The following is a 26042-nucleotide window of genomic DNA, read 5'->3' as shown; positions in this document are numbered from 1 at the left end:
ACACCCCCCAGGTCATCCGTACGACAGGGGGCACACAGCCATACCGGACCCGGGGGCCAGGCGCCCCATTGCGGGGCCACGGAAAAGGTAACGGGGGCGTGGAGCCCGTAGAGGCGCTGAAGCCTGTGCAGTCCCGCGAGGGAACCTGTGAAGCCCGCGGAGGAGCGCGGCACGCGCGCGTGTCACCGGTCACGTCCACGCGCGCGTGTCACCGGTCACGTCCACGCGCGCGTGCCACCGGTCACCTCACGTGCGGGTGCCCCGCCAATCACCTCACGCGCGCGGGTGGCCATCCTCGCTCCAAGCGCTCCAAGCGCTCCAAGCGCTCCAAGCGCTCCAAGCGCTCCAAGCGCTCCAAGCGCTCCAAGCGCGCCTGGCCGCCGTGCGCGCCGTGTCGGCGATGAGCCGCGAGCCGCGACGCCGCCTTCGCTTCACGCGAGCGTGAAGCGAAGGCGCCGTGCCCGGCCCGGCTACGACGGCTCGCCCCGTCCTTGCCGGGGCAGTTCCAGACCCGACTCGGCCGCCGAGTTGCAGTACTCCCGCACCGCGCTGGTCCGCGCCACCACTCGCCCGCGGTGGACAACGATCCGGCTGTACGCGAGGGACAGCGCCCCCGCGAGCCGGTCCCCGCGCACGGCGAGCAACTCGGCCGGGAATCCGGCCTCCACGCGCACCTCGGGCAGGCCGAGGGCGGCCCGGGCGGCACAACTCACCGTGGCGTAGGCGTCCTCGGGCCGCAGCCCGCCTCGCGAGGCCAGCAAGTAGGCGGCTTCCAGCGGGTCCCCGCGTCCCACCGGGTTGGACACGTCGCGCAGGGCGCCACTGCCCGCCGTGACCCGTACGCCGGCCGCGCGCAACAGCCGTACGGGAGCGGTGCCGCGCCGGTCGGCCGAACCGCAGCCACCCTGCGGCAGACACACCACCGTCACTCCGGCCGCGGCGAGTTGGTCCGCGGCGCGGGAGGCCACCTCGGACGGCAGCCGGCCGAGCCCACCGCACGGGCCGAGCGTCACTCCGGGCCGCAGCCCGCCCGCCATCGCGGCGAGCCGGGCGAGCCGGGCGGGATCGGCGGCGTCCGTGTGCAGATCGACCGGGCAGCCGTGCTCGGAGGCGAGTTCCAGGACGGCCTCGACGTACCCCGTCGGATCGGGGTCCGCGTCCGGGCAGCCGCCCACCACGGAAGCGCCCATCTTCAGGGCGTCCCGCAGCATCGCGAGCCCGTCGGCGCCGGCCGCCCCGGTCAGTACCCGCGGCATCGCCACCGTCGTCAGTTCGGTGAGCCCCCGCAACGACCGCTGTACCTCGAGCACCGCCGCCAGCGCGTCCAGCCCCTGTACGTCGCCGACGCGCACATGGGACCGCAACGCCGTGACGCCGTGCCCGAGTTGCAGCAGCGCCGCCTCGGTGGCCCGGCGCTGGATCTCCTGGTCGTCGTACGCGAGAGGGCCGTCGCCGTCGGCTGTGAGGGCCGTGTCGCTGTGCGCGTGGGCCTCGGCGGGGGCCGGCAGAAGGAGGTAACCGTCGAGGTCCAGCTTCGCGGCGAGAGCCCCCGAGGCACCCGCCGCCAGGCTCCCGGCGGTACCGACAGCCTCGATACGACCGCCACCCAGCCGTACGTCCACGGTCCGGCCGTCGGTGAGCCGCGCCCCGCACAGCAGGAGAGCGGCCGTGTCGGTCCGACCCGACGAGGAATGGGGCGGCTGCTGCTGACTGTCGGGCATCGCGCTCCTGGGGCTCGGGGGCGGCTGCGGGAGGGACGACTGCGGAGCGTGGGGACACAAGATCACGCAGCGTGAGTCGAGCCTAGGGCGGCGACCCGTCAACGTCGGGGAGGAGCGCAATAGTCGTACCGGTGTGGTCCGTCGGCGAGCCGGGGACCAGCCATCTCCTGGCCGGGGCGGCTGTCAGCCGTCTGCCCGTCCGGGGCCACCCCCGTCCGCGGCGACCCCCTGCCCGGCCACGTAAGTGCCCGGTCACCCCCGCCCATGGGCGGCCGGGAGGCCCGTCACCCCGTGTGATCCAAGGGGCCTGAGAGGCCTGTGAGGGGTTCTGGGAACGCCCGGGGAAACGCCTGGGGTCAGGCCGGGGCGGGTGCCGCGAAACGGATTTGGGCGATCGGCGGCCGACCGTGTAATGTCTTCATCGCTCGCCCCAATAGCTCAGTCGGTAGAGCGTCTCCATGGTAAGGAGAAGGTCTACGGTTCGATTCCGTATTGGGGCTCTGGTGTGAGAGGTTCCCGTCGCAAGACGGGGGCCGATCGCATCTCAGCGGTGTAGCTCAGTCGGTAGAGCAAGCGGCTCATAATCGCTGTGTCACCGGTTCAAGTCCGGTCACCGCTACTGACAGTAGCCGATTGTGGGGTCGGTCCTTCGATCGGCTACTCTTCTATGCGTTAATGTCCCATCCGTTCGTCAAGGAGCACTCCTGTGGCTGCCACCGACGTCCGCCCCAAGATCACGCTGGCCTGCGTGGAGTGCAAGGAGCGGAACTACATCACCAAGAAGAACCGGCGTAACGACCCGGACCGACTGGAGATGAAGAAGCACTGCCCGCGTTGCAACGCGCACACCGCGCACCGCGAAACGCGATAGTTTCAGGCTCGTACACGAGGCCGTCCCCTTCACGGGGGGCGGCCTCGCGTCGTTGTGGAACCGATGTCGGGCGCGTACCCGGCGGCATAGGTGGACCAGCGATTTAGAGCGAAGATGGGCCGTCCGGCCAAGACGGTCGGTCCAGCTGCGACGCAAGCGCAGCGAAGACAACCAGGAGGTGCCGAGCCCATGGCGCTCGACCAGTCCTTCGTAGGGCGGTCCTACCCGCCCACCGATCCCTATGAGGTCGGTCGGGAGAAGATCCGCGAGTTCGCGGAGGCCGTGGGGGACAGCAACCCTGCGTACACGGACCCCGAGGCCGCACGCGCGCTCGGGTATCCGGACGTGATCGCCCCGCCGACCTTTGTGTTCGCCATCACGTTCAAGGCCGCGGGCCAGGTCGTCCAGGACCCGCAACTGGGCCTCGACTACAACCGGGTGGTGCACGGCGACCAGAAGTTCGCGTACACCCGCCCGGTGCGCGCGGGCGACCGTCTCACGGTCACCTCGACCATCGAGTCGATCAAGTCCCTCGCGGGCAACGACATCCTGGACATCCGTGGCGAGGTCCACGACGAGGCGGGCGAGCACGTCGTGACGGCTGTCACGAAGCTCGTGTCCCGTGCGGCGGAGGTGGGCTGACATGACGGCGAAGATCTCTTACGCGGACGTCGAGGTCGGCACCGAGCTGCCGGCCCGGACGTTTTCCGTGACGCGTGCCACGCTCGTCCAGTACGCGGGGGCCTCCGGGGACTTCAACCCCATCCACTGGAACGAGAAGTTCGCGGTCGAGGTGGGCCTTCCCGACGTCATCGCGCACGGCATGTTCACCATGGCCGAGGCGATCCGTGTGGTGACCGACTGGGCGGGTGACCCGGGCTCCGTGGTCGAGTACGGCGTCCGCTTCACCAAGCCCGTCGTCGTCCCGAACGACGACAAGGGCGCGATCATCGAGGTCAGCGGCAAGGTCGCCGCCAAGCTCGACGACAACACCGTCCGCGTCGACCTCACGGCGACCAGTGCCGGACAGAAGGTGCTGGGGATGTCCCGAGCGGTCGTACGGCTGGCTTGAACCCCAGGTCAAGCAACTTGATCCCCAAGTCGCGTAAGGGGCGTCCGCAATTGCGGGCGCCCCTTACGCGTTTCTTGTTGGCGAGGCGAGGCGAGGCAATGCGATGCCGGGCGAGAGGGGAAGCGGGACTGGGTGCGACGGGGCAGCGCCGGACGGGCGGGAAGCGGGACTGGGTGCGACGGGGCAGGGCCGGACGGGCGGGACGCGACGCGACAGGGCGGGGCAGTACTGGCTGTCATGCGACCCCTAGGCCTCCGCACCTCTTGACCTGGTTAGTGATTGAGTACTAACTTAGCCGCATGGTCAGGATGAGCGCAGAGGAGAGGCGCGAGAGCGTCATCCGTGCGGCGATGAGCGAGTTCGCCCACGGCGGCTACTACGGCACGTCCACCGAGGCGATCGCCAAGCGCGTGGGTGTCTCGCAGCCGTATCTCTTCCGGCTCTTCCCTGGCAAGAAGGCGATCTTCCTGGCGGCCGCCGAGCACTGCATGGATCTCGCCCGACGCACCCTGGAGGAGGCCACCGAAGGGCTGGAGGGCGAAGAGGCCGTGCATGCCATGGCGAACGCCTACGTGAAGGTCATCGCGGAGCACCCGGAGCGGCTGCTCATGCAGATGCAGATGTACGTCGCGGTGGCGGCCGCCGAGGAGGCCGGCGACCATGAGCTCGGCGAGGCGGTCCGGGCTGGCTGGATGCGGCTCTGGGACACGGTTCATGTGCCGCTCGGGGCCGACGCGGACGAGACCGCGACCTTCATGGCGTACGGAATGCTCATCAACTGCCTGGTGGCGATGGGGTTCCCGCCCGAGCACCGGGTCTGGGAAGGGCTCTACCCGTCGGCGCGGGTCACGGGCCGGCTGGAGAAGTAGCGCGATGGCCAAGGCGGAGTTTGGCGCCTTTTCATGGGCGCGAAAGTTAGTCATCAATAACTAACCATCAATGGTGATCACATCAACCCTGGGGGAGCGATGTCTCAGCGGACGGCAAGGACAACACAGAACGGATCGGCGGCACCGGCCACAGCACCGGCCACCCTTTCGGCCGCGGCACCGGCCACCGGATCGGCCGCAGCGCCGCCGGCGGATGCGATCGCGGAGTCGGCCACCGCATCGACCGTGGACGCGGCCACGGGACCGGCTACGGCATCGACCGCGGCTGCGGCTGCGGCCGGGGAATCGACTGCGCGTCGAGGTGGAGCCGGGTGGGCCCTCCTCATCACCAGCGTCGCCGGATTCATGGCGGCCCTCGACAATCTCGTCGTCACCACCGCCCTGCCCTCCATCCGCAAGGATCTCGGGGGAGCGCTGGGCGACCTGGAATGGACCGTGAGCGCCTACACGCTCACCTTCGCCGTCCTGCTGATGTTCGGCGCGGCGCTGGGTGACCGGTTCGGCCGCCGCAGGCTCTTCCTGGTCGGCCTGAGCGTCTTCACCGGAGCGTCCGCCGCCGCGGCCATGGCGCCCGGCATCGACTCGCTGATCGCCGCCCGCGCGGTGCAGGGCGTCGGCGCGGCGATCATGATGCCGCTGACGCTGACCCTGCTGACGGCCGCGGTTCCGGCCGCCAGGCGCGGGATGGCATACGGGATCTGGGGCGCCGTCAATGGACTCGCGGTCGCCTCCGGGCCCCTCATCGGCGGCAGCCTCACCGAACACATCTCGTGGCACTGGATCTTCTGGCTGAACGTACCGCTGGGTCTCGCCGTGCTCCCGCTCGCCCGGCTGCGTCTGTCCGAGTCGTTCGGTGCCGGTGCCAGGCTCGACTTCCCGGGCACCCTGCTCGCCAGCGGCGGTCTCTTCGGGATCGTCTACGGCCTGGTTCGCGGGCCTGCCGACGGCTGGACCAGCCCGTTCGTCCTGACCGGCCTGTTCGCGGGTGCCGCGCTGCTCACCGGCTTCGTCATCCACGGCACCCGGGCCAAGCACCCGATGCTCCCGATGCGGCTCTTCCGCTCCCGAGCCTTCGCCGGGATCAACGCGGCCAGCCTGCTGATGTTCCTCGGGATGTTCGGCTCGATCTTCCTGCTCAGCCAGTACATGCAGGGCGTGCTCGGATACTCGCCGACCGAGGCGGGGCTGCGGATGCTTCCCTGGACCGGCATGCCGATGCTCGTCGCGCCCATCGCCGGCTACCTGTCCGACCGCATCGGCGGGCGCCCCGTCGTCGCTACCGGGCTCTTCCTGCAGGCCGCCGGGCTCGCGTACTACGCCTCCGTGGTCGCCGCCGACGCCTCGTACGCCTCCCAGTTGCCCGCGCTGATCATCAGCGGCATCGGGATGTCCCTCTACTTCGCCCCGGCCTCCAACCTGGTCATGTCCAGCGTCCGGCCGCACGAGCAGGGCATCGCCTCCGGCGCCAACAACGCGCTGCGCGAGGTGGGCGGCGCGCTCGGCATCGCGGTGATGTCCTCGATCTTCTCGGCGCAGGGCGGCTACGCGACCGCCCAGACCTTCATCGACGGACTGCGCCCCGCGCTCGTGGTCGGCGCCTCGGTCGTCGCCCTCGCGGGTCTCGCGGCCCTGCTCATCCCGACCGCCCGGCGCGCGGCGCGTACCGAGACGGCCGACGCCCCGGCGCACGCCCTCGAAGGCGACCCGGTGGACCGGGAGGCCGAATCCTTCGAAGCGGACTCGGTCGAAGCCGACCGGCTTGTGACCGCCTCCCTCGAAACCGCCTCCCGCTGACGCGCGGAACGGAGGTACCGGCCCTTCGGCCGCCCCCGGGGAATCACCTGATCGTGCGATCGAACCCCCAGGAGAGCCACCTCGGTCAAGCGCTCGGACGCGAGCGGCCCCGCCCCACCGGCGGGGCCGCTCGCGTCTCCGGAGCGCACCGGTGGCCGGGCGCCCCCGCCGCTTCTCGTAGTCTTGGGCGCGTGCAGGAACTCCACGATGCCCCGCTCGCCCCGCTGACCACCTTCCGGCTCGGCGGCCCGGCCGCCCGGCTGATCACCGCCACGACCGACGCCGAGGTGGTCGCCGCCGTGCGCGAGGCCGACGACGCCGGTACCCCGCTGCTGCTCATCGGCGGCGGATCGAACCTGGTCATCGGCGACAAGGGCTTCGCCGGGACCGCACTGCGCATCGCCACGAAGGGCTTCTCGCTCGACGGTACGAGGCTGGAGCTGGCCGCGGGCGAGGTGTGGACCGACGCGGTCGCCCGCACCGTCGAGGCAGGGCTCGCCGGGATCGAGTGCCTCGCCGGTATCCCTGGCTCCGCGGGCGCGACTCCGATCCAGAACGTGGGCGCGTACGGCCAGGAAGTGTCATCGACGATCACCGAAGTGATCGCCTACGACCGGAAGACGCGCGAGACGGTCACGCTGACCAACGCCGAGTGCGCCTTCTCGTACCGCCACAGCCGCTTCAAGGCCGACCCCGAGCGCCATGTGGTGCTGCGCGTCCGCTTCGAGCTGGAGGACGCGCAGGGGCTGTCGGCGCCGGTCAAGTACGCCGAGACGGCCCGCGCGCTCGGTGTGGAGCCCGGCGACCGCGTGCCCCTCGGCGCCGCCCGCGAGACCGTACTGAAGCTGCGTGCCGGTAAAGGCATGGTGCTCGACCCCGAGGACCACGACACCTGGTCCGCCGGGTCGTTCTTCACCAACCCGATCCTCACGGACGAGGCGTTCGCCGCGTTCCACGCGCGCGTGAAGGAGCGGCTCGGCGCCGACGCCGTACCGCCGGCGTACGCGGCCGGTGAGGGCCACACCAAGACCTCCGCGGCCTGGCTGATCGACAAGTCGGGCTTCACCAAGGGCTACGGAACCGGGCCCGCCCGCATCTCCACCAAGCACACGCTGGCCCTGACCAACCGGGGCGGGGCCACCACCGAGGACCTCCTCGCGCTGGCCCGCGAAGTCGTCGCCGGTGTCCGTGACGCCTTCGGGATCACCCTCGTCAACGAACCGGTGACGGTGAACGCCGGCCTCTGAGAGGCCCTCAAGGTCTCCGAAGGGTTCTGAGGGCTTCGACGTTCCCTTAAGGGCCCCGAAAGCCCCGCAGGCCCTCGCCGCGCGCCCGGCAGGTGTCGGACATGTGGGCTCGCCCTAGTAGGCGACGCCGACGCCCTGCTTCACGGTCCCCGGGTCGTCGATCATCGCCAGCATCGCGTGCGCCACGTCCGCGCGCGCGATGAAGCGGCCCTTGGGAGGGAAGCCGCCCACGGCCGTGCGGTAGGAGCCGGTCAGCGGCTTGTTCTGGAGCCGGGGCGGACGGACGACGGTCCAGTCCGTGGCACTGTCCGCCAGTTCGTCCTCCATCTCCCGCAGGTCGGCGTAGACGTCCTTCAGGATGCTGGAGATCAGGCGCCGCATGGTGCGGTCGACGAGCGTGTCGTTCTCGGCGCCGGGACCGACCGGGCTCGCGCTGACCACCAGCAGCCGCCGCACCTGCTCCGCCTCCATGGCGCCCAGCACCGTACGGGTGAGCCGGGCCGCGACCCCGGCGTCCTTGCGGCTGCGTGCGCCGAGACCGGACAGGACCGCGTCCCGGCCCGCGACGGCGGGGCGCAGCGACCCCGGGTCGGTGAGATCCGCCCGGAACACCTCCAGACCCGCGCCCGTGACGGTGAGCCGCGCGGGATCCCGTACGACGGCCTTGACCTGGTGGCCCGCGCCCAGGGCCTGGCGGACGATCTCCTGGCCGATGCCTCCGGTGGCACCGAGAACGGTGAGTTTCATGACGCGCTCCGCATGAGGTGGGGATGGGGTGGGTGAGTGTTCACTCACCCATGCTTCTTCTAGAGTGAGTAAGTACTCACCCACCCGTCAACCCGTGAGGACGTGTCATGGAATCCTTGGGCCCCATGCAGCAGAAATCCGCCACGGAGCCCACGCCGTCGAAGCCGGCCAGGATCCGCATCCTCGACGCGGCGCACGAGCTCATGCTCACCCTCGGCCTCTCCCGCGCCACCACCAAGGAGATCGCCCGGGCGGCCGGCTGCTCCGAGGCCGCGCTCTACAAGTACTTCGCGAGCAAGGAAGAGCTGTTCATCCGGGTCCTACAGGAGCGGCTGCCGCGGCTGGGCCCCCTCCTGGAGCGGCTGACGGCCGAGCCGGGGAAGCACTCCCTGGAGGAGAACCTCACCGAGATCGCCCGCCAGGCGGCCCTCTTCTATGAGCAGAGTTTCCCGATCGCTGCCTCCCTGTACGCGGAGACACAGCTCAAGCGCCGCCACGACGACGCCATGCGGGCCATGGGCGCGGGCCCGCACATGCCCATCCGGGGCGTCGCCGCGTATCTGCTGGCGGAGCAGCGGGCCGGGCGCATACGGCCGGACACCGACACCTTCGCGGCCGCGTCCCTCCTCCTCGGCGCCTGTGCGCAGCGGGCGTTCGCCTACGACGCCACCCCCGAGGGCGCGCCCCCGCCCCTGGACACCTTCGCCCCGGCGCTCGCCCGCACGCTGCTCGCCGGGATCGCGCCCAGGGACACGGCGGAGACGGCGGGGGCCTGAGAAGCGGCTAGGAAGCCAGCCAGTCGTCGACGCCGGCCAGCAGTTTCGCCCGGACATCCTCCGGGGCCGCCGAGGCGCGGATGGACTGGCGGGCCAGCTCTGCCAGCTCCGGGTCGGTGAAGGCGTGGTGGCGGCGGGCGATCTCGTACTGGGCGGCGAGCCGGGATCCGAAGAGCAGTGGATCGTCGGCTCCGAGGGCCATCGGTACACCGGCTTCGAACAGAGTTCGCAGGGGGACATCGGCGTGCTTCTCGTAGACGCCCAGGGCGACGTTCGAGGCGGGGCAGACCTCACAGGTCACTCCGCGGTCCGCCAGGCGCTTCAGCAGCCGCGGGTCCTCGGCGGCCCGCACCCCGTGGCCGATCCGTGAGGCGTGCAGATCGTCCAGGCAGTCGCGGACCGAGGCGGGCCCGGTCAGCTCGCCGCCGTGCGGCGCGGACAGCAGCCCGCCCTCGCGCGCGATCGCGAAGGCCCGGTCGAAGTCCCGCGCCATGCCCCGCCGCTCGTCGTTGGAGAGCCCGAAACCGACGATCCCCCGGTCCGCGTAGCGCACGGCGAGCCGGGCCAGTGTGCGGGCGTCCAACGGGTGCTTCATCCGGTTGGCGGCCACCAGGACGCGCATCCCGAGTCCGGTCTCCCGCACGGCCGAGTCGACCGCGTCCAGGATGACCTCCAGGGCCGGGATCAACCCGCCGAGGCGAGGGGCGTACGACGTCGGGTCGACCTGGATCTCCAGCCACCCGGAGCCGTCCTTCAGGTCCTCCTCGGCGGCCTCACGTACCAGGCGCTGGATGTCCTCGGGCTCTCTCAGGCACGACCGCGCGGCGTCGTACAGGCGCTGGAAGCGGAACCAGCCGCGCTCGTCGGTCGCCCGCAGTTTCGGCGGTTCCCCGCTGGTCAGCGCGTCCGGCAGCCGTACGCCGTACTTGTCGGCCAGTTCCAGCAGGGTGGTGTGCCGCATCGACCCGGTGAAGTGCAGGTGCAGATGGGCCTTCGGCAGTTCACTCACATCACGTACGCGCTCCATCCAAAGATCCTGCCGTACGCGGATGTCGTGCCGGTAGCGCTTTCGCTGATCGGAGGCTTGCTCGAACGAACGAACGGGGGCCGGCCACTCCGCGGAGTGGCCGGCCCCCGCACGCGCGCGTGGAGCGCGATGACGTCACCGGCGCCCCGAAGGGCGCGAGAGGACGAAGGAGGTCAGTCCTTCGCCTCGGACAGCAGCTGCTGGATCCGGCTGACGCCCTCGACGAGGTCCTCGTCACCGAGGGCGTACGACAGGCGCAGGTAGCCCGGCGTGCCGAAGGCCTCGCCCGGGACGACCGCGACCTCGGACTCCTCCAGGATGAGCGCGGCCAGCTCGACCGTGTCCGCGGGGCGCTTGCCGCGGATCTCCTTGCCGAGGAGTCCCTTGACCGAGGGGTACGCGTAGAAGGCGCCCTCGGGCTCGGGGCAGAGCACGCCGTCGATCTCGTTCAGCATGCGCACCATGGTCTTGCGGCGGCGGTCGAAGGCCTCGCGCATCTTCGCGACGGCCGTGAGGTCGCCCGAGACGGCGGCGAGTGCGGCGACCTGGGCCACGTTCGAGACGTTCGACGTGGCGTGCGACTGGAGGTTGGTCGCGGCCTTGATGACGTCCTTCGGGCCGATGACCCAGCCCACGCGCCAGCCGGTCATCGCGTACGTCTTGGCGACGCCGTTGACGACGATGCACTTGTCGCGCAGCTCGGGCACCACGACGGGCAGGGAGTGGAATTCCGCGTCCCCGTAGACCAGGTGCTCGTAGATCTCGTCGGTCAGGACCCACAGGCCCTTCTCGGCGGCCCAGCGGCCGATCTCCTCGATCTGCTCGCGGGTGTAGACCGCGCCCGTCGGGTTGGACGGGGAGACGAAGAGCAGCACCTTCGTGTTCTCGGTGCGGGCGGCCTCCAGCTGCTCGACCGAGACGCGGTAGCCGGTGGTCTCGTCCGCGACGACGTCCACCGGGACACCCCCGGCGAGACGGATGGACTCCGGGTAGGTCGTCCAGTACGGCGCCGGGACGATGACCTCGTCGCCCGGGTCGAGGATCGCGGCGAAGGCCTCGTAGATGGCCTGCTTGCCGCCGTTGGTGACCAGGACCTGGGCGGCCTCCACCTCGTAGCCGGAGTCGCGCAGCGTCTTGGCGGCGATCGCGGCCTTCAGCTCGGGGAGCCCGCCGGCCGGCGTGTAGCGGTGGTACTTGGGGTTCGAGCAGGCCTCGATGGCTGCCTGGACGATGTAGTCCGGGGTCGGGAAGTCGGGCTCACCGGCGCCGAAGCCGATCACCGGACGTCCGGCGGCCTTGAGTGCCTTGGCCTTGGCGTCCACGGCGAGGGTGGCGGACTCGGAGATCGCGCCGACTCGGGCGGAGACCCGGCGCTCGGTGGGAGGGGTTGCAGGGCTCATGGGACCCATCGTTTCAGACCGGAAACGCCCCCGGCACACGGGTTTCACAGACTGAACAACGGCAGAACGTTCATTCGGATCCGCGCGCCCACCAGTCGATCTTCAACGGAGGAAGCCCGTACGGACACTTTCTGTTCGACGACCGGCTCCGGACCACGTACACTCTCACCTCGTTGGCCTTCACCGGCCGCGCTCAACCGGTGCACACCGAGCATCCGGTCGGATGCGGTACGTTGGGGGAAATCAAAGGGTCGTAGCTCAATTGGTAGAGCACTGGTCTCCAAAACCAGCGGTTGGGGGTTCAAGTCCCTCCGGCCCTGCTACACACTCCTTTCGCCAGGATGTGTGCGCATGTACGTACTGCAATGCACCGCCGTGCGGCTCAACCGGGCGCGGCACGGTCACGACCCGGGAATCAGGTGAGGACGAGTGACGGACGCCGTGGGCTCCATCGACATGCCTGATGCCGAGGCGCCGGAGTCCAAAAAGAAGGCCCGCAAGGGTGGTAAGCGTGCCAAGAAGGGCCCGCTGAAGCGCCTTGCCACTTTCTACCGCCAGATCATCGCGGAACTCCGTAAGGTTGTCTGGCCGACTCGCAATCAGCTGACGACTTACACCACAGTGGTGATTGTGTTCGTCGTCATCATGATCGGCCTGGTGACCGTGATTGACTATGGGCTCAACCACGCCGCCAAGTACGTCTTCGGCTGAGCCGAGAGCGAAGGGCGCCGTCACCGGCGCCCCTTTCGCGTGTTCCACCCCCATGTATCCAGGAAGAAGCAGCCACCGTGTCTGACCCGAACCTGAACGACGCCACCGAGTCGGTCGAGTCCGTTGACGACGAGCTCGAGATCGTCGAGGGAGCGGACGTCGTGGACGAGTTCGAGGCTGCCGATGCCGCCGCCGGCGAGCCCGCCGAGGATGCGGCCCTGCACGTCGAGGACGAGTCCGGTGACGACGTCGAGGACGAGGACGTGCCCGCCGAGGCGCTCGCCGACGAGGCCGAGGCTGAAGTAGAGGCCGAGCCCGAAGTAGAGGCCGAGCCCGTCGACCCCGTGACCGCCCTGCGCGAGGAACTGCGCATGCTCCCCGGCGAGTGGTACGTCATCCACACGTACGCCGGTTACGAGAACCGCGTGAAGACCAACCTCGAACAGCGTGCCGTTTCGCTGAACGTCGAGGACTTCATCTTCCAGGCCGAGGTGCCGCAGGAAGAAGTCGCGCAGATCAAGAACGGCGAGCGCAAGACGATCAAGCAGAACAAGCTCCCGGGCTACGTTCTGGTCCGCATGGACCTGACGAACGAGTCCTGGGGTGTCGTCCGCAACACGCCCGGCGTCACCGGCTTCGTGGGCAACGCCTACGACCCGTACCCGCTGACCCTGGACGAGATCGTCAAGATGCTCGCCCCGGAGGCCGAGGAGAAGGCCGCCCGCGAGGCCGCAGAGGCCGAGGGCAGGCCCGCTCCGCAGCGCAAGGTCGAGGTCCAGGTGCTGGACTTCGAGGTCGGCGACTCGGTCACCGTCACCGACGGCCCGTTCGCCACGCTGCAGGCGACCATCAACGAGATCAACGCCGACTCGAAGAAGGTCAAGGGCCTCGTCGAGATCTTCGGCCGCGAGACCCCGGTCGAGCTCTCCTTCGACCAGATCCAGAAGAACTAGCACCTTCTGGACGTACGTCTTCCGAACAGGTCAGACGGGCTGTCACAGCCCGTCTGACCTGCTCGGTTTTTAGCCGCGCGCAGATACCCGTTATCGTTGTGCGGTATGCCTCCATCCGGATCATCACCTCGGTTGAAGGCAGCCGTCCGGGGCGACTCGGACGTAGGAAGGCGAAAACGAAAGAGGACCCGGAATGCCTCCCAAGAAGAAGAAGGTCACGGGGCTTATCAAGCTCCAGATCAACGCCGGTGCGGCGAACCCGGCCCCGCCGGTCGGCCCCGCGCTCGGTCAGCACGGCGTCAACATCATGGAGTTCTGCAAGGCCTACAACGCCGCGACCGAGTCGCAGCGTGGCTGGGTCATCCCGGTGGAGATCACGGTCTACGAAGACCGCTCCTTCACCTTCGTGACCAAGACTCCGCCGGCCGCCAAGATGATCCTCAAGGCCGCGGGTGTCGAGAAGGGCTCCGGCGAGCCGCACAAGACCAAGGTCGCCAAGATCACCCAGGCGCAGGTCCGCGAGATCGCCACGACCAAGATGCCCGACCTCAACGCCAACGACCTGGACGCCGCCGCGAAGATCATCGCCGGCACCGCCCGTTCCATGGGCGTCACGGTCGAGGGCTGACACCCACCTTCGTAGGAACCATGCGGCTCCGGCCGCGCGTGGCAGGGCCTGCTCGGCCCGTACCACGACTCCTCAGAACACATCAGGAGCAGTAGTGAGCAAGCGCAGCAAGTCTCTCCGCGCTGCGGACGCCAAGGTCGACCGGGAGAAGCTCTACGCCCCGCTCGAGGCCGTCCGTCTCGCCAAGGAGACCTCCACGAGCAAGTTCGACGGCACCGTCGAGGTCGCCTTCCGCCTGGGTGTCGACCCGCGCAAGGCCGACCAGATGGTCCGTGGCACCGTGAACCTCCCGCACGGCACCGGTAAGACCGCCCGGGTCCTGGTCTTCGCGACCGGTGACCGTGCCGAGGCCGCGACTGCCGCGGGCGCCGACATCGTCGGCTCCGACGAGCTCATCGACGAGGTGGCGAAGGGCCGTCTGGACTTCGACGCCGTCGTCGCCACCCCGGACCTCATGGGCAAGGTCGGCCGCCTCGGCCGCGTGCTCGGTCCCCGTGGTCTCATGCCGAACCCCAAGACCGGCACCGTGACCCCGGACGTCGCCAAGGCTGTCACCGAGATCAAGGGTGGCAAGATCGAGTTCCGCGTCGACAAGCACTCGAACCTGCACTTCATCATCGGCAAGGTGTCCTTCGACGACGCCAAGCTGGTGGAGAACTACGGTGCGGCCCTCGACGAGATCCTTCGTCTGAAGCCGTCGGCCGCCAAGGGTCGCTACATCAAGAAGGCCGCGATCAGCACCACGATCGGCCCCGGCGTTCCCGTCGACTCGAACCGCACCCGCAACCTCCTCGTCGAGGAGGACCCGGCCGCCGTCTGAGCCTCCCGCTCACCCCGGTGACCGCGTCGCGCACGCGTATCTGAACGGGCCCCGCAACCTTTCGAGGTGCGGGGCCCGTCCTCATGTCCGGAGGCCTTTCCGAGGCGATCGCGCCGGAAGGAATTCAGATACGTGTGTCAGTGGGCTGCGCTAGCGTGCGGTTCACATAATTCGCATAGGGGTGGGACGAATGAACAGCACCATGGTGCGCCGCGTGACCCTCTCGATCGCGCTGACGGCCGCGCTGGCGGGGGTGACGGCCTGCAACTCCTCGGGTTCTTCCGGGAGTTCGGGCAAGGACGACAAGGCCGGTCACAAGAGCACCACGCGCGTCAGTCCCATCGCGGCCCTGCGGTCCGCCGAGAAGTCCACCGACGGTGCGGACTCCGCCCGGATCGAGTCCACGACGAGCATGGGCACGATCATGTCCATGAAGTCGGGCGGCGTCATGGGCTGGGGCAACGGCCTCACCGGTGACATGACGATCACGTACACCGGCGGCACGATGGCCGACACGATGCGCAAGATGGGCAGCGCCTCCATGGAGGCCCGCTATCTGTCCGACGCCTACTACGCGAAGATGGGCGACACGTTCGCCCAGCAGGCGGGCGGCAAGCACTGGATCAGGTACGGGTACGACGACCTGGCGAAGTTCGGGGGCGGCTCCGGCGCGCTCCTGAAGGACCAGATGCAGAACAATTCGCCGAACCAGTCGGTGAAGACCCTGCTGGCGTCCGGCGACGTCAAGAAGGTCGGCGACGAGACGGTCCGCGGCGAGAAGGCCGCGCACTACGCGGGCACGGTGAACGTCGCGGACTTCGCGGCCAAGAGTTCCCATCTCACCGCGGGTCAACTCGCCGACATGAAGAAGCAGTTCACCCAGGCCGGCATCACGACGGAGGCCGTCGACATCTGGGTCGACGGCAAGGGCCTGGTCGTCAAGGCGGTCTCCAAGGCCGAGATGACGGGCGGCACGATGTCCTCCACGACGTACTACAGCGACTACGGAGTGAAGGTCTCCGCCGCGGCGCCCCCGGCCGGTGACACCGAGGACTTCAAGGACCTCCTGAAGAAGCAGGGCGGGACACCCGGCAGCAGCGACACGTCGACCGGATCCGGCACGGTTTCCGGCTCCTGAGCCCCGCCGCCCGCCGTCCAGGCCTGGCCCCGCCGCCCGCCGTCCAGGCCTGGCCTCGCCGCCCCCTCTCCAGGTCGCGGGGAAACTCGGATGATCCCTGCGCTACCGGATGACCGGCCGGGTCCCCGAGGAGGGCAAGGTCGGCGGGGAGGCGGCGATGAGCATGAAGCCGCTGGCCATGAGCATGAAGATGACCGCCGAGGACCAGGCCGCCGACGGCCCGGTCGAGATCCGGCTGGTGGGCAAGCCGATGTACATCGGCGGAGGCGCCGAGGCCGCCAAGGACAATGGGCGGCAAGCACTGGATCAAGTTCGACATGTCCGCGCTGGGTGCGGACAAGCAACTGAACGCCGACCAGCCGGGCGGCGGAGCGGCCGACAGGAACCCGGCCACCGAGTCGACCTTCCTCACCGGCTCGAAGGACGTGAAGAAGGTCGGGACCGAGACCGTCGACGGTGTGCGGACCACGCACTACAAGGGGAAGGTCACCCTCGACGAGTTCCGCAAGTCCCTCAAGAATGAAGGACAAGGCCACCCGTGAGGCGCGGCAGAAGAGCCTCGACCGGTAAACGACGATGGGCATCGACGCTTCTCACGATGGACATGTCGGTCGACGGCGCCGACCGCACCAAGCAGTTCCGTATGCGGGGGACCGCCGACAAGGGCCCGCTCGACATGACCATCACCTTCCTCGACTTCAACAGGCCGGTGACGGTGACGGCCCTGCCCGCCAAGGACGCCGTCGACCTCGCCGAGATGACGAAGGGCGCCGAGCAGGGCTGACCCCCTCCGGGCGGATTTGCTTGGCGACGTCCCCTTCACGTACTCTCCTCGAGAAGCCAAAGACCGCTGGTCGTTGCCTCGTGCTCGCAAGAGGGCGTGGTGACCGAAGGATCCGCTGAAACTGCGGACGACCCGCGTAGGTGATTCGTGGATGTGTTCCCGGAGTTCGCACGCCCAGCGTGCGGAGGAATCCGGTAGAGCTACGCCCCGTGCGCCTGCGCCGGGGCGTTTCGTTTTGTCAGTCCCTTCTGAGCGGTCCTCATCACCCGGAAGGAGGCCGACGCTCTATGGCAAGGCCCGACAAGGCTGCCGCGGTAGCCGAGCTCGCGGACCAGTTCCGCAGCTCGAACGCCGCCGTGCTGACCGAGTACCGGGGTCTCACCGTGGCGCAGCTCAAGACGCTGCGCCGTTCGCTCGGTGAAGACGCCCAGTACGCCGTGGTGAAGAACACGCTGACCAAGATTGCGGCCAACGAGGCCGGGATCTCTACGCTCGACGACCTGTTCAACGGTCCGACGGCGGTCGCCTTCATCACCGGTGACCCGGTGGTGTCCGCGAAGGGTCTTCGTGACTTCGCCAAGGACAACCCGAACCTCGTCATCAAGGGCGGTGTCCTTGACGGCAAGGCGCTGTCCGCCGACGAGATCAAGAAGCTTGCGGACCTCGAGTCCCGCGAGGTTCTGCTCGCCAAGCTGGCGGGTGCCTTCAAGGGCAAGCAGACGCAGACTGCTCGTCTCTTCCAGGCGCTCCCCTCGAAGTTCGTCCGCACCGCGGAGGCGCTTCGTGTCAAGCAGGCCGAGCAGGGCGGTGCCGAGTAATTCGGCTCGCGCATTGACCGCCGCCTGAGGCGACGGTCGTAGCGGGCCGAACGTACGCCCGCCTCACCAGTACATACCGGCACCTGCCGAATTAGTGGAAGGACGCCATCATGGCGAAGCTGTCCCAGGAAGAGCTGCTCGCGCAGTTCGAGAACCTCACCCTCATCGAGCTCTCCGAGTTCGTGAAGGCCTTCGAGGAGAAGTTCGACGTCACCGCCGCCGCCGCGGTCGCCGCTGCCCCGGTCGGCCCCGCCGCCGTTGAGGCCGTCGAGGAGCAGGACGAGTTCGACGTCATCCTCACGGGTGCCGGCGAGAAGAAGATCCAGGTCATCAAGGTCGTGCGTGAGCTCACCTCGCTGGGTCTGAAGGAGGCCAAGGACCTCGTCGACGGCGCTCCGAAGCCGGTCCTCGAGAAGGTCGCCAAGGAGGCCGCCGAGAAGGCTGCCGAGTCCCTCAAGGCCGCTGGCGCCTCCGTCGAGGTCAAGTAACTCGACGAGTCCCCCGAGGACTCCTGTGAAGCTGTGACAGCCGCTCAAGAAGCGCTGTAACGCTGACGCACCGAAGAGCGATCACCCAACTGGGTGGTCGCTCTTCGGCGTTCCAGGGGGTCCCCGAAGCGGCAGCCTTGCGCTGCAGGCCGCGACGAGTATGGTGATCTTCGTTGTGCCTCCGGCCGCCCTGTGACAGGCAGAGGGACGGGTTGCAAGACGGGCCGCACGTGACGATCGCGGCACTTGCTTTGGGCATGGGGGGCCTTGACGAACCGCACGCAGCGCGCAATTCTCAGGACGCGTCGTCACAACGATCCGTATCCGAGGCATGGATCGCTGACGAAGAGGGCAGTATCGATGTGCATTGAGGGCGTGGCTTGCCGCAGGTGTTGACAACAATGAGGGTCTCCCGAAACCGGGACTGGACATCAGTGGGCCTAGTGGCTACACTGACCCTTTGCGCTGCCTGTTAGCTGCCTCCTGCCCGTCACCAGGGGCATACCCGTGTGTGAGCATCGACGGTTGGATCATCCCTGACCTGGCCTTATCCGGCTGGATCGGGAACGGCCCGACGCTTTGTCCGACATGGGACCGGTACGCGCGTAGTGAGTCCGAGCCCTCGGAAGGACCCCCTCTTGGCCGCCTCGCGCACTGCCTCGACCGCGAATATGAACAACGGCGCCAGCACCGCCCCGCTGCGCATCTCCTTTGCAAAGATCAAGGAGCCCCTCGAGGTTCCGAACCTTCTTGCGCTGCAAACCGAGAGCTTCGACTGGCTGCTCGGCAACGACGCGTGGAAGGCTCGTGTCGAGGCGGCTCTGGACAGCGGACAGGACGTCCCCACCAAGTCCGGTCTGGAGGAGATCTTCGAGGAGATCTCCCCGATCGAGGACTTCAGTGGGTCGATGTCCCTGACGTTCCGCGATCACCGCTTCGAGCCCCCGAAGAACTCCATCGACGAGTGCAAGGACCGCGACTTCACGTACGCGGCCCCGCTCTTCGTCACCGCCGAGTTCACCAACAACGAGACCGGCGAGATCAAGTCCCAGACGGTCTTCATGGGCGACTTCCCGCTCATGACCAACAAGGGCACCTTCGTCATCAACGGCACCGAGCGTGTCGTCGTGTCGCAGCTGGTCCGCTCGCCGGGTGTCTACTTCGACTCCTCCATCGACAAGACGTCCGACAAGGACATCTTCTCGGCCAAGGTCATCCCGTCCCGGGGTGCCTGGCTGGAGATGGAGATCGACAAGCGCGACATGGTCGGTGTCCGCATCGACCGCAAGCGCAAGCAGTCCGTCACCGTTCTCCTGAAGGCTCTCGGCTGGACCACCGAGCAGATCCTCGAGGAGTTCGGCGAGTACGAGTCCATGCGCGCCACCCTGGAGAAGGACCACACCCAGGGCCAGGACGACGCGCTGCTGGACATCTACCGCAAGCTGCGTCCGGGCGAGCCGCCGACCCGTGAGGCCGCGCAGACGCTTCTGGAGAACCTCTACTTCAACCCGAAGCGCTACGACCTCGCCAAGGTCGGCCGGTACAAGGTCAACAAGAAGCTGGCCGGCACCGCCCCGCTCGACGCCGGGATCCTGACCGTCGAGGACATCATCTCGTCGATCAAGTACCTGGTGAAGCTGCATGCCGGTGAGACCGAGACCGTTGGTGACAACGGCACCTCGATCGTCGTCGAGACCGACGACATCGACCACTTCGGCAACCGTCGTCTGCGCAACGTCGGCGAGCTCATCCAGAACCAGGTCCGCACGGGTCTGGCTCGTATGGAGCGCGTCGTCCGCGAGCGCATGACGACTCAGGACGTCGAGGCGATCACGCCGCAGACCCTGATCAACATCCGGCCGGTCGTCGCCTCCATCAAGGAGTTCTTCGGCACCAGCCAGCTGTCGCAGTTCATGGACCAGAACAACCCGCTGTCGGGTCTCACCCACAAGCGCCGTCTCTCGGCGCTTGGCCCGGGTGGTCTCTCCCGTGAGCGGGCCGGCTTCGAAGTCCGTGACGTGCACCCGTCGCACTACGGCCGCATGTGCCCGATCGAGACCCCCGAAGGCCCGAACATCGGCCTGATCGGCTCGCTCGCCTCCTACGGCCGGGTCAACGCGTTCGGTTTCGTCGAGACCCCGTACCGCAGGGTCACGGGCGGCTTCGTCACCGACGAGGTCGACTACCTGACGGCCGACGAAGAGGACCGATTCGTCATCGCGCAGGCCAACGCGCCGCTGACGGAGGAGTTCCGTTTCGAGGAGTCCCGCGTCCTGGTCCGCCGTCGTGGCGGAGAGGTCGACTACGTCCCCGGTGACGACGTCGACTACATGGACGTCTCCCCGCGCCAGATGGTGTCGGTCGCGACCGCGATGATCCCGTTCCTGGAGCACGACGACGCCAACCGTGCCCTCATGGGCGCGAACATGATGCGTCAGGCCGTTCCGCTCATCAAGTCCGAGGCGCCGCTGGTCGGCACCGGCATGGAGTACCGCTGCGCGGTCGACGCCGGTGACGTCCTGAAGTCGGAGAAGGACGGTGTGGTCCAGGAGGTCTCCGCGGACTACATCACCACCGCCAACGACGACGGCACGTACACCACGTACCGCCTGCACAAGTTCTCCCGGTCGAACCAGGGCACCTCCGTCAACCAGAAGGTTGTCGTGGACGAGGGCGCCCGCGTGATCGAAGGCCAGGTCCTGGCCGACGGTCCCGCGACCGAGGACGGCGAGATGGCGCTCGGCAAGAACCTGCTCGTGGCGTTCATGCCGTGGGAGGGTCACAACTACGAGGACGCGATCATCCTGTCGCAGCGCCTCGTGCAGGACGACGTCCTCTCCTCGATCCACATCGAGGAGCACGAGGTCGACGCCCGTGACACCAAGCTCGGCCCGGAGGAGATCACCCGGGACATCCCGAACGTCTCCGAAGAGGTCCTCGCCGACCTCGACGAGCGCGGCATCATCCGTATCGGTGCCGAGGTCGTCGCCGGCGACATCCTCGTCGGCAAGGTCACGCCCAAGGGCGAGACCGAGCTGACGCCGGAGGAGCGCCTGCTGCGCGCGATCTTCGGTGAGAAGGCCCGTGAGGTCCGTGACACCTCGCTGAAGGTCCCGCACGGCGAGATCGGCAAGGTCATCGGCGTCCGCGTCTTCGACCGTGAAGAGGGCGACGAGCTGCCGCCGGGCGTGAACCAGCTGGTTCGTGTCTACGTGGCGCAGAAGCGCAAGATCACGGACGGTGACAAGCTCGCCGGCCGTCACGGCAACAAGGGTGTCATCTCGAAGATCCTGCCGATCGAGGACATGCCGTTCCTGGAGGACGGCACCCCGGTCGACATCATCCTCAACCCGCTGGGTGTCCCGTCCCGAATGAACCCGGGACAGGTCCTGGAGATCCACCTCGGCTGGCTCGCCAGCCGCGGCTGGGACGTCTCCGGTCTCGGGGACGAGTGGGCCCAGCGCCTGCAGTCCATCGGCGCCGACAAGGTCGCCCCGGGCACCAACGTCGCCACCCCCGTCTTCGACGGTGCGCGTGAGGACGAGCTCGCGGGTCTCTTCGAGCACACCCTGCCCAACCGCGACGGTGACCGTCTGGTCCTCCCGTCCGGCAAGGCGAGGCTGTTCGACGGCCGCTCCGGTGAGCCGTTCCCGGACCCGGTCTCGATCGGGTACATGTACATCCTCAAGCTCCACCACCTGGTCGACGACAAGCTCCACGCCCGCTCGACCGGTCCGTACTCGATGATCACCCAGCAGCCGCTGGGTGGTAAGGCTCAGTTCGGTGGCCAGCGCTTCGGTGAGATGGAGGTGTGGGCGCTGGAGGCGTACGGCGCCGCTTACGCCCTCCAGGAGCTGCTGACGATCAAGTCCGACGACGTCACCGGCCGCGTGAAGGTCTACGAGGCCATCGTCAAGGGCGAGAACATCCCCGAGCCCGGCATCCCCGAGTCCTTCAAGGTGCTCATCAAGGAGATGCAGTCTCTCTGCCTCAACGTGGAGGTGCTGTCCAGCGACGGTATGTCCATCGAAATGCGTGACACCGACGAGGACGTCTTCCGCGCGGCGGAGGAGCTCGGCATCGACCTGTCCCGGCGCGAGCCGAGCAGCGTCGAAGAGGTCTGACGGGAGTTCGGCGGGCCTTCTGCCACCTGTGGAAAAGGTGAAGAAGGCCTGCCGGCCCCAGGACCCCCGTATCAGACCCCTAAGACTTACAACCCTGAGAGGGATTGACGCATAGTGCTCGACGTCAACTTCTTCGATGAGCTCCGGATCGGTCTGGCCACCGCTGACGACATCCGTCAGTGGAGCCACGGCGAGGTCAAGAAGCCCGAGACCATCAACTACCGCACGCTCAAGCCCGAAAAGGACGGACTCTTCTGCGAGAAGATCTTCGGTCCGACCCGGGACTGGGAGTGCTACTGCGGTAAGTACAAGCGTGTCCGCTTCAAGGGCATCATCTGTGAGCGCTGCGGCGTCGAGGTCACTCGCGCCAAGGTGCGTCGTGAGCGGATGGGCCACATCGAGCTGGCCGCTCCCGTCACCCACATCTGGTACTTCAAGGGCGTTCCGTCGCGGCTGGGCTACCTGCTCGACCTCGCCCCGAAGGACCTCGAGAAGGTCATCTACTTCGCCGCGTACATGATCACGTACGTCGACGAGGAGCGCCGCACCCGCGACCTGCCCTCGCTGGAGGCCCACGTCTCCGTCGAGCGCCAGCAGGTCGAGAACCGCCGCGACGCCGACCTGGAGGCCCGCGCCAAGAAGCTCGAGACCGACCTGGCCGAGCTCGAGGCCGAGGGTGCCAAGGCCGACGTGCGCCGCAAGGTGCGCGAGGGTGCCGAGCGTGAGATGAAGCAGCTGCGCGACCGCGCGCAGCGCGAGATCGACCGTCTCGACGAGGTGTGGACCCGCTTCAAGAACCTCAAGGTCCAGGACCTGGAGGGCGACGAGCTCCTCTACCGCGAGCTGCGTGACCGCTTCGGCACGTACTTCGACGGTTCGATGGGTGCCGCGGCGCTGCAGAAGCGCCTGGAGTCCTTCGACCTGGACGAGGAGGCCGAGCGCCTCCGCGAGATCATCCGCACCGGCAAGGGCCAGAAGAAGACCCGTGCGCTCAAGCGCCTCAAGGTCGTCTCCGCGTTCCTGCAGACCAGCAACAGCCCCAAGGGCATGGTGCTCGACTGCGTGCCGGTCATCCCGCCGGACCTTCGCCCGATGGTGCAGCTGGACGGTGGCCGCTTCGCGACCTCCGACCTGAACGACCTGTACCGCCGTGTGATCAACCGCAACAACCGCCTGAAGCGCCTCCTCGACCTCGGCGCCCCCGAGATCATCGTGAACAACGAGAAGCGCATGCTTCAGGAGGCCGTCGACGCGCTCTTCGACAACGGCCGTCGTGGCCGCCCGGTGACGGGCCCCGGCAACCGTCCGCTGAAGTCGCTGTCCGACATGCTCAAGGGCAAGCAGGGTCGATTCCGTCAGAACCTGCTCGGCAAGCGTGTGGACTACTCCGCGCGTTCCGTGATCGTCGTCGGTCCGCAGCTGAAGCTGCACCAGTGCGGTCTGCCCAAGGCCATGGCGCTGGAGCTCTTCAAGCCGTTCGTGATGAAGCGCCTGGTCGACCTGAACCACGCGCAGAACATCAAGAGCGCCAAGCGGATGGTCGAGCGCGGCCGCACGGTCGTGTACGACGTTCTCGAAGAGGTCATCGCCGAGCACCCGGTTCTGCTGAACCGTGCGCCCACGCTGCACCGCCTCGGCATCCAGGCCTTCGAGCCCCAGCTGGTCGAGGGCAAGGCCATCCAGATCCACCCGCTCGTCTGCACCGCGTTCAACGCGGACTTCGACGGTGACCAGATGGCCGTCCACCTGCCGCTCTCCGCGGAGGCGCAGGCCGAGGCCCGCATCCTGATGCTGTCCTCGAACAACATCCTCAAGCCGGCCGACGGCCGCCCGGTCACGATGCCGACCCAGGACATGGTCCTCGGTCTGTTCTTCCTGACCACCGACGGCGACCTGCGGAACGTGAAGGGCGAGGACCGCTCCTTCGCTTCCGTGGCCGAGGCGATCATGGCGTTCGACGCCAAGGAGCTCTCGCTCCAGTCGCGCGTGGACATCCGCTTCCCGGTGGGCACCATCCCGCCGCGCGGCTGGACCCCGCCGGCGCAGGAGGAGGGCGACCCGGAGTGGCAGCAGGGTGACACCTTCCGCCTGCGGACGACCCTGGGCCGCGCGCTCTTCAACGAGCTGCTGCCCGAGGACTACCCGTTCGTCGACTACGAGGTCGGCAAGAAGCAGCTCTCCGAGATCGTCAACGACCTCGCCGAGCGCTACCCCAAGGTCATCGTGGCGGCGACGCTCGACAACCTGAAGGCGGCCGGCTTCTTCTGGGCGACCCGCTCCGGCGTCACCGTGGCCATCTCCGACATCGTCGTTCCGGATGCGAAGCGCGCGATCGTCAAGGGCTACGAGGACCTGGACGAGAAGGTCCAGAAGCAGTACGAGCGCGGTCTGATCACCAAGGAAGAGCGCACGCAGGAGCTCATCGCGATCTGGACCAAGGCGACCAACGAGGTTGCCGAGGCGATGAACGCGAACTTCCCGAAGACCAACCCGGTCTCGATGATGGTGAACTCGGGCGCCCGAGGCAACATGATGCAGATGCGTCAGATCGCCGGTATGCGTGGTCTGGTGTCCAACGCCAAGAACGAGACGATCCCGCGTCCCATCAAGGCGTCCTTCCGTGAAGGTCTGTCCGTGCTGGAGTACTTCATCTCCACCCACGGTGCCCGTAAGGGTCTGGCCGACACCGCCCTGCGTACCGCCGACTCGGGTTACCTCACCCGTCGTCTGGTCGACGTCTCGCAGGACGTCATCATCCGCGAGGAGGACTGCGGCACCGACCGTGGTCTGCGTCTGGCCATCGCCCAGCGCGGCGAGGACGGCGTGCTGCGCAAGACGGAGAACGTCGAGACCAGCGTGTACGCACGTGCGCTGGCCGAGGACATCACCGTCGACGGCAAGGTGCTGGCCCCGGCCAACACCGACCTCGGCGACGTCCTCATCGATGAGCTCGTCAAGCACGGCATCGAGGAGGTCAAGACCCGTTCGGTCCTGACCTGTGAGTCCGCCGTCGGCACCTGCGCCATGTGCTACGGCCGCTCGCTGGCCACCGGCAAGCTGGTCGACATCGGTGAGGCGGTCGGCATCATCGCCGCCCAGTCCATCGGTGAGCCCGGTACCCAGCTGACGATGCGTACCTTCCACACCGGTGGTGTGGCCGGTGACGACATCACCCAGGGTCTGCCCCGTGTCGTCGAGCTCTTCGAGGCTCGTACGCCGAAGGGTGTCGCCCCGATCTCCGAGGCCTCCGGCCGCGTGCGGATCGAGGAGACCGAGAAGACCAAGAAGCTCGTGGTCACCCCGGACGACGGCAGCGAGGAGACGGCGTTCCCGATCTCCAAGCGTGCCCGGGTCCTGGTGTCCGAGGGCGAGCACGTCGAGGTGGGCCAGAAGCTCACCGTGGGTGCCACCAACCCGCACGACGTGCTGCGCATCCTGGGGCAGCGTGCCGTCCAGGTCCACCTGGTCGGAGAGGTCCAGAAGGTCTACAACTCGCAGGGTGTGTCGATCCACGACAAGCACATCGAGATCATCATCCGGCAGATGCTGCGCCGTGTGACGATCATCGAGTCGGGCGACGCGGAGCTGCTGCCCGGCGAGCTGGTCGAGCGTTCGAAGTTCGAGACCGAGAACCGTCGTGTGGTCCAGGAAGGCGGCCACCCGGCCTCCGGCCGTCCGCAGCTGATGGGTATCACCAAGGCCTCGCTGGCGACCGAGTCGTGGCTGTCGGCGGCGTCCTTCCAGGAGACGACCAGGGTTCTGACGGATGCGGCGATCAACGCCAAGTCCGACTCCCTGATCGGCCTCAAGGAGAACGTCATCATCGGTAAGCTCATCCCGGCCGGTACGGGTCTGTCCCGCTACCGCAACATCCGGGTCGAGCCGACCGAGGAAGCCAAGGCCGCGATGTACTCGGCCGTCGGCTACGACGACATCGACTACTCGCCGTTCGGCACGGGCTCCGGCCAGGCCGTCCCGCTGGAGGACTACGACTACGGTCCGTACAACCAGTAAGCGGTAGGCAGTAGGCAGT

Annotated in this window: 20 protein-coding genes, 3 tRNA genes and 1 pseudogene; 20 read left to right on the top strand and 4 right to left on the bottom strand. The window is 68.1% G+C overall.

All coding sequences use genetic code 11. The features are described 5' to 3' along the window. Window positions 1-470: 470 nt before the first annotated feature. A complete protein-coding gene (locus tag ACFYR3_RS10385) occupies window positions 471-1721 on the bottom strand; it encodes an amidohydrolase family protein (protein WP_355840693.1) in 1251 nt (416 codons plus the stop codon). Between the two features lie 427 nt (window positions 1722-2148). Here ACFYR3_RS10385 and ACFYR3_RS10380 point away from each other — a divergent pair. The 8 genes from ACFYR3_RS10380 (at window position 2149) to ACFYR3_RS10345 (ending at window position 7595) form a co-directional block, all read left to right on the top strand. Further along, window positions 2149-2221, top strand: a tRNA-Thr gene (locus ACFYR3_RS10380). A 46-nt stretch (window positions 2222-2267) separates the two neighbouring features. Further along, a tRNA-Met gene (locus ACFYR3_RS10375) sits at window positions 2268-2340 on the top strand. Window positions 2341-2427: 87 nt separating this feature from the next. Continuing rightward, the gene (gene rpmG, locus ACFYR3_RS10370; protein WP_004571794.1) at window positions 2428-2592 is read left to right on the top strand and encodes a 50S ribosomal protein L33; all 165 of its coding nucleotides are present in this window, start codon (window positions 2428-2430) and stop codon (window positions 2590-2592) included. A gap of 189 nt (window positions 2593-2781) precedes the next feature. Next, window positions 2782-3234, top strand: a complete 453-nt coding sequence (locus tag ACFYR3_RS10365; protein WP_355840692.1) for a MaoC family dehydratase N-terminal domain-containing protein — start codon at window positions 2782-2784, stop codon at window positions 3232-3234. Window position 3235: 1 nt separating this feature from the next. Next, window positions 3236-3664: a MaoC family dehydratase gene (locus ACFYR3_RS10360; protein ID WP_356782117.1), complete on the top strand. Its 429-nt coding sequence runs from the start codon at window positions 3236-3238 to the stop codon at window positions 3662-3664. A 299-nt stretch (window positions 3665-3963) separates the two neighbouring features. After that, on the top strand, window positions 3964-4533 hold the full coding sequence (locus ACFYR3_RS10355; RefSeq protein WP_355840690.1) for a helix-turn-helix domain-containing protein: 570 nt from the start codon (window positions 3964-3966) through the stop codon (window positions 4531-4533). 366 nt (window positions 4534-4899) lie between these two features. Continuing rightward, complete coding sequence (locus tag ACFYR3_RS10350) at window positions 4900-6348, top strand: DHA2 family efflux MFS transporter permease subunit (protein WP_389282379.1); 1449 nt, start codon at window positions 4900-4902, stop codon at window positions 6346-6348. Window positions 6349-6539: 191 nt separating this feature from the next. Continuing rightward, window positions 6540-7595, top strand: coding sequence for a UDP-N-acetylmuramate dehydrogenase (locus ACFYR3_RS10345; RefSeq protein ID WP_355840689.1), 1056 nt, complete (start codon window positions 6540-6542; stop codon window positions 7593-7595). A gap of 114 nt (window positions 7596-7709) precedes the next feature. Here ACFYR3_RS10345 and ACFYR3_RS10340 read toward each other — a convergent pair whose 3' ends face one another. Then, on the bottom strand, window positions 7710-8342 hold the full coding sequence (locus ACFYR3_RS10340) for an NAD(P)-dependent oxidoreductase (RefSeq protein WP_389282377.1): 633 nt from the start codon (window positions 8340-8342) through the stop codon (window positions 7710-7712). Between the two features lie 125 nt (window positions 8343-8467). Here ACFYR3_RS10340 and ACFYR3_RS10335 point away from each other — a divergent pair, with 125 nt between their 5' ends. Further along, a complete protein-coding gene (locus ACFYR3_RS10335; RefSeq protein WP_355840687.1) occupies window positions 8468-9118 on the top strand; it encodes a TetR/AcrR family transcriptional regulator in 651 nt (216 codons plus the stop codon). 7 nt (window positions 9119-9125) lie between these two features. Here ACFYR3_RS10335 and ACFYR3_RS10330 read toward each other — a convergent pair whose 3' ends face one another. Together ACFYR3_RS10330 and ACFYR3_RS10325 are read right to left on the bottom strand one after the other, a co-directional pair. Beyond that, entirely contained in the window at window positions 9126-10145 is a 1020-nt protein-coding gene (locus ACFYR3_RS10330; RefSeq protein WP_355840686.1) for an adenosine deaminase, read from the bottom strand. 173 nt (window positions 10146-10318) lie between these two features. After that, window positions 10319-11545 carry a pyridoxal phosphate-dependent aminotransferase gene (locus ACFYR3_RS10325; RefSeq protein WP_355840685.1) on the bottom strand — a complete coding sequence of 409 codons (1227 nt, stop codon included), beginning with the start codon at window positions 11543-11545 and terminating at the stop codon, window positions 10319-10321. 247 nt (window positions 11546-11792) lie between these two features. On the opposite strand from ACFYR3_RS10325, the gene ACFYR3_RS10320 reads away from it, so the two are divergent. The 11 genes and pseudogenes from ACFYR3_RS10320 to ACFYR3_RS10270 all read left to right on the top strand — a co-directional run bounded on the left by ACFYR3_RS10320 (window position 11793) and on the right by ACFYR3_RS10270 (window position 26023). After that, window positions 11793-11865 (top strand) — tRNA-Trp (locus ACFYR3_RS10320). A gap of 109 nt (window positions 11866-11974) precedes the next feature. After that, window positions 11975-12256 (top strand): preprotein translocase subunit SecE, encoded by a 282-nt coding sequence (gene secE, locus ACFYR3_RS10315; RefSeq protein WP_103549158.1) that lies wholly within the window; start codon window positions 11975-11977, stop codon window positions 12254-12256. A gap of 77 nt (window positions 12257-12333) precedes the next feature. After that, window positions 12334-13209, top strand: coding sequence for a transcription termination/antitermination protein NusG (gene nusG / locus ACFYR3_RS10310; protein WP_356782114.1), 876 nt, complete (start codon window positions 12334-12336; stop codon window positions 13207-13209). A 193-nt stretch (window positions 13210-13402) separates the two neighbouring features. Beyond that, a complete protein-coding gene (gene rplK / locus ACFYR3_RS10305) occupies window positions 13403-13837 on the top strand; it encodes a 50S ribosomal protein L11 (RefSeq protein ID WP_326786085.1) in 435 nt (144 codons plus the stop codon). 94 nt (window positions 13838-13931) lie between these two features. Further along, window positions 13932-14657: a 50S ribosomal protein L1 gene (rplA, locus tag ACFYR3_RS10300; protein ID WP_355840683.1), complete on the top strand. Its 726-nt coding sequence runs from the start codon at window positions 13932-13934 to the stop codon at window positions 14655-14657. 190 nt (window positions 14658-14847) lie between these two features. Further along, window positions 14848-15795, top strand: coding sequence for a hypothetical protein (locus ACFYR3_RS10295; RefSeq protein ID WP_356782113.1), 948 nt, complete (start codon window positions 14848-14850; stop codon window positions 15793-15795). A 97-nt stretch (window positions 15796-15892) separates the two neighbouring features. Further along, window positions 15893-16579 (top strand): annotated as a pseudogene (locus ACFYR3_RS10290) (DUF1396 domain-containing protein). Window positions 16580-16866: 287 nt separating this feature from the next. Continuing rightward, a complete protein-coding gene (gene rplJ / locus ACFYR3_RS10285) occupies window positions 16867-17397 on the top strand; it encodes a 50S ribosomal protein L10 (RefSeq protein ID WP_153289132.1) in 531 nt (176 codons plus the stop codon). Between the two features lie 110 nt (window positions 17398-17507). Beyond that, window positions 17508-17885, top strand: a complete 378-nt coding sequence (gene rplL / locus ACFYR3_RS10280; RefSeq protein WP_261705306.1) for a 50S ribosomal protein L7/L12 — start codon at window positions 17508-17510, stop codon at window positions 17883-17885. 638 nt (window positions 17886-18523) lie between these two features. Next, entirely contained in the window at window positions 18524-22009 is a 3486-nt protein-coding gene (rpoB, locus tag ACFYR3_RS10275; protein ID WP_355840681.1) for a DNA-directed RNA polymerase subunit beta, read from the top strand. Between the two features lie 114 nt (window positions 22010-22123). Continuing rightward, on the top strand, window positions 22124-26023 hold the full coding sequence (locus tag ACFYR3_RS10270) for a DNA-directed RNA polymerase subunit beta' (protein WP_328553981.1): 3900 nt from the start codon (window positions 22124-22126) through the stop codon (window positions 26021-26023). Window positions 26024-26042: the final 19 nt, after the last annotated feature.

Source organism: Streptomyces sp. NPDC005784, assembly GCF_042871525.1.
GTDB lineage: Bacteria > Actinomycetota > Actinomycetes > Streptomycetales > Streptomycetaceae > Streptomyces.
Note: the sequence above shows the minus strand (reverse complement) of the source record. Positions and strands in the feature narration are given on the sequence as shown.

What these genes read in the sequence shown, in the direction of transcription:
- rplL (WP_261705306.1), top strand. Translation starts at nt 17,508, where the DNA reads ATGGCGAAGCTGTCCCAGGAAGAGCTGCTCGCGCAGTTCGAGAACCTC.
- ACFYR3_RS10295 (WP_356782113.1), top strand. Translation starts at nt 14,848, where the DNA reads ATGAACAGCACCATGGTGCGCCGCGTGACCCTCTCGATCGCGCTGACG.
- ACFYR3_RS10350 (WP_389282379.1), top strand. Translation starts at nt 4,900, where the DNA reads ATGGCGGCCCTCGACAATCTCGTCGTCACCACCGCCCTGCCCTCCATC.
- ACFYR3_RS10335 (WP_355840687.1), top strand. Translation starts at nt 8,468, where the DNA reads ATGCAGCAGAAATCCGCCACGGAGCCCACGCCGTCGAAGCCGGCCAGG.
- ACFYR3_RS10330 (WP_355840686.1), bottom strand. Translation starts at nt 10,145, where the DNA reads ATGGAGCGCGTACGTGATGTGAGTGAACTGCCGAAGGCCCATCTGCAC.
- rplJ (WP_153289132.1), top strand. Translation starts at nt 16,867, where the DNA reads ATGGCAAGGCCCGACAAGGCTGCCGCGGTAGCCGAGCTCGCGGACCAG.
- ACFYR3_RS10385 (WP_355840693.1), bottom strand. Translation starts at nt 1,721, where the DNA reads ATGCCCGACAGTCAGCAGCAGCCGCCCCATTCCTCGTCGGGTCGGACC.
- rplK (WP_326786085.1), top strand. Translation starts at nt 13,403, where the DNA reads ATGCCTCCCAAGAAGAAGAAGGTCACGGGGCTTATCAAGCTCCAGATC.
- ACFYR3_RS10360 (WP_356782117.1), top strand. Translation starts at nt 3,236, where the DNA reads ATGACGGCGAAGATCTCTTACGCGGACGTCGAGGTCGGCACCGAGCTG.
- ACFYR3_RS10355 (WP_355840690.1), top strand. Translation starts at nt 3,964, where the DNA reads ATGGTCAGGATGAGCGCAGAGGAGAGGCGCGAGAGCGTCATCCGTGCG.
- ACFYR3_RS10365 (WP_355840692.1), top strand. Translation starts at nt 2,782, where the DNA reads ATGGCGCTCGACCAGTCCTTCGTAGGGCGGTCCTACCCGCCCACCGAT.
- ACFYR3_RS10325 (WP_355840685.1), bottom strand. Translation starts at nt 11,545, where the DNA reads ATGAGCCCTGCAACCCCTCCCACCGAGCGCCGGGTCTCCGCCCGAGTC.
- ACFYR3_RS10340 (WP_389282377.1), bottom strand. Translation starts at nt 8,342, where the DNA reads ATGAAACTCACCGTTCTCGGTGCCACCGGAGGCATCGGCCAGGAGATC.